Raw genomic sequence first — 2,771 nt, 5'->3', positions numbered from 1 at the left:
CCAGTGGGTGGCCGCCGTCACCCTTCTGTGCGTCGGGCGACCCCGACCGTGGACCTTCACCGCCGCGCAGTGGCGCCCCGTCCTGGGCCTGGCCGTGGTGTTCGCGACCATGAACCTGTCGCTGTACGCGGCGATCGACCGCGTCGGGCTCGGCCTGGCGGTCACCCTGGAGTTCCTCGGACCGCTGACCGTGGCTCTGGCCACCTCCCGCCGCCGCGCCGATGTGGGCCTCGCCCTGGCCGCGGTCGGCGCGGTCGCGGTCCTCGTGCGCCCCCAGCCCAGCAGCGACCACGTCGGTATCGCGCTGGCGCTGTTGGCCGCCGTGTGCTGGGGGTGCTACATCCTGTTGAACCGGGAGGTCGGCGCACGCGTACCCGGCCTGGAGGGTTCGGCCGCGGCGGCGGTCGTCTCGGGGATGCTGTACCTGCCGGTGGGCGCGGTGGCGCTGTGGCACCATCCGCCGACCGGCGCGGCGCTGACCTGCGCCCTGGTCGCGGGGGTCCTCTCCTCCGCCGTCCCGTTCCTGGCGGATCTGCTCGCCCTGCGGCGCGTACCCGCCCGGTACTTCGGGATCTTCATGAGTGTGAACCCGGTGCTCGCGGCCCTGGTGGGCATGGTGGTGCTCCGGCAGTACCTGGACTGGGCCTCGTGGGCGGCCGTCGCCGTGATCGTCACCGCCAACGCGGTCGCGGTCACCCGGCGCTGACGGACTGTGTTCGTTGTGGTCCTCCGCTTCGCTTCGACCCGCCCGTCGCCCTCCACCACCCTCAACGGACGCCTACGGCGCACACCTATCCATAAGAACCCTGTCGGCGCCCGAACGGTGACTCCCTGGGGTGGCCCCGGTTCAGACGGCGGCCGCCCCCGAGTCCGCCTCGAACCGCACCACCACCGACTTCGACGTGGGCGTGTTGCTCACCTCGGCGGTGGAGTCCAACGGCACCAGCACGTTCGTCTCCGGGTAGTAGGCGGCCGCGCACCCGCGTACGGTCGGGTAGTGCACCACCCGGAAGTGCGGCGCGCGCCGCTCCCTGCCGTCGTGCCACTCGCCGACGATGTCGGTGTAGGCGCCGTCGGCCAGGCCCAGTTCACGGGCGTCGTCGGGGTTGACCAGCACCACCCGGCGGCCGTCGTGGATGCCGCGATAGCGGTCGTCGAGCCCGTAGATCGTGGTGTTGTACTGGTCGTGCGAGCGCAACGTCTGCAACAGCAGCCGCCCCTCCGGGACCTCCGGCGCGTGGCGGCCGTTGACGGTGAAGTTGGCCAGCCCCGTCGCGGTGGGGAACCTCCGGTCGTCGCGCGGGGCGTGCGGCAACGTGAACCCGCCGGGCCGCCGTGCTCGGGCGTTGAAGTCCTCGAACCCCGGCACGACCGCCTCCACATGGTCACGGATCCGGTCGTAGTCGGCCAAGGTCGACCACGCCACCGGACTCTCGCCGAGCACCCTCGCCGCCAGGTCGCGGATGATGTCGACCTCCGAGCGCATCCCCTCCGACAGCGGCGGCAGCACCCCGTGCGAGGCGTGCACCATCCCCATGGAGTCCTCGACCGTCACCCAGCGGGGGCGGCCGTCGCGCAGATCGCGGTCGCTGCGCGCCAGCGCGGGCAGGATCAGCGCGCGTGTCCCGGTGACCACGTGCGAGCGGTTGAGCTTGGTGGACACGTGCACCGTGAGGTCCACGCGGCGCATCGCGTCCTCAGTGACCAGGGTGTCAGGCGAGGCCGCCACGAAGTTGCCGCCCATCGCGAAGAACACCCGCACCCGCCCCTCCGCCATCGCGCGGATGGAGTCGACGGTGTCCCACCCGTGTTCGCGCGGCGGCTCGAACCCGAACTCCGCGCCCAGGGCGTCCAGGAACGCGTCCGCGGGGCGCTCGAAGATCCCCATCGTGCGGTCGCCCTGCACGTTGGAGTGCCCCCGCACCGGGCACACGCCCGCGCCCGGCCGTCCCACGTTGCCCCGCAGCAGCAGGAAGTTGACCACCTCGCGGATGGTGGGCACCGAGTGCTTGTGCTGGGTCAGACCCATCGCCCAGCACACCACGATCCGCTCGGAGGCGGTCACCATCTGTGTGAGGCGCTCGACCAGCTCGCGGTCCAGCCCGGTGGCCCGCTCCACGCGCGGCCAGAACTCCTCCTCCGGCTCGGCCAGCAGTTCGCGGGAGAACTCCTCGAATCCGTGCGTGTGCCGGTCGACGAACGCCCGGTCGAGAACCTCCTCCCCGCGCTGGTCGGCCTCCAGCAGGAGCCGGTTCACCGCCGAGAACAGCGCCAGGTCACCGCCCAGACGGATCTGCGCGAACAGGTCGGTGAGCTCGGTGCCGCGCCCGATCAGGCCCCGTGCCGTCTGCGGGTTGCGGAAGTCGCGCAGTCCCGCCTCCGGCAGCGGGTTGACCGTGATGATCCGCGCGCCCGACCGCTTGGCGCGCTCCAGCGCGCTGAGCATGCGGGGGTGGTTGGTGCCCGGGTTCTGTCCCGCGACGATGATCAGGTCGGCCTGGTGCACGTCCTCCAGGGACACGCTCCCCTTGCCGACGCCCAGGGTCTCGGTCAGCGCCGATCCGGAGGACTCGTGGCACATGTTCGAGCAGTCGGGCAGGTTGTTGGTGCCCAGGGCCCGCGCGAACAGCTGGTAGCAGAACGCGGCCTCGTTGCTGGTGCGGCCGGAGGTGTAGAAGACGGCCTCGTCGGGTGAGTCCAGACCGCGCAACTCCTCGGCCACCAGGTCCAGCGCCCGGTCCCACGTGACCGGCTCGTAGTGGGTGGCGCCC

General features: G+C 71.9%; 1 protein-coding gene and 1 pseudogene (1 of these 2 only partly in view). One reads left to right on the top strand and one right to left on the bottom strand.

Annotated features, from left to right (window positions below; translation table 11 throughout):
• On the top strand, positions 1-706 hold a 706-nt coding region (locus D471_RS36520), incomplete at its 5' end, for an EamA family transporter (RefSeq protein ID WP_017601578.1).
• A gap of 141 nt (positions 707-847) precedes the next feature.
• Here the strand turns inward: D471_RS36520 and D471_RS36515 are convergent.
• Positions 848-2,771 (bottom strand): annotated as a pseudogene (locus D471_RS36515) (FdhF/YdeP family oxidoreductase); it runs 373 nt beyond the window's last position.

It is taken from the genome of Nocardiopsis lucentensis DSM 44048, from assembly GCF_000341125.1.
Lineage (GTDB): Bacteria > Actinomycetota > Actinomycetes > Streptosporangiales > Streptosporangiaceae > Nocardiopsis > Nocardiopsis lucentensis.
Note: the sequence above shows the minus strand (reverse complement) of the source record. Positions and strands in the feature narration are given on the sequence as shown.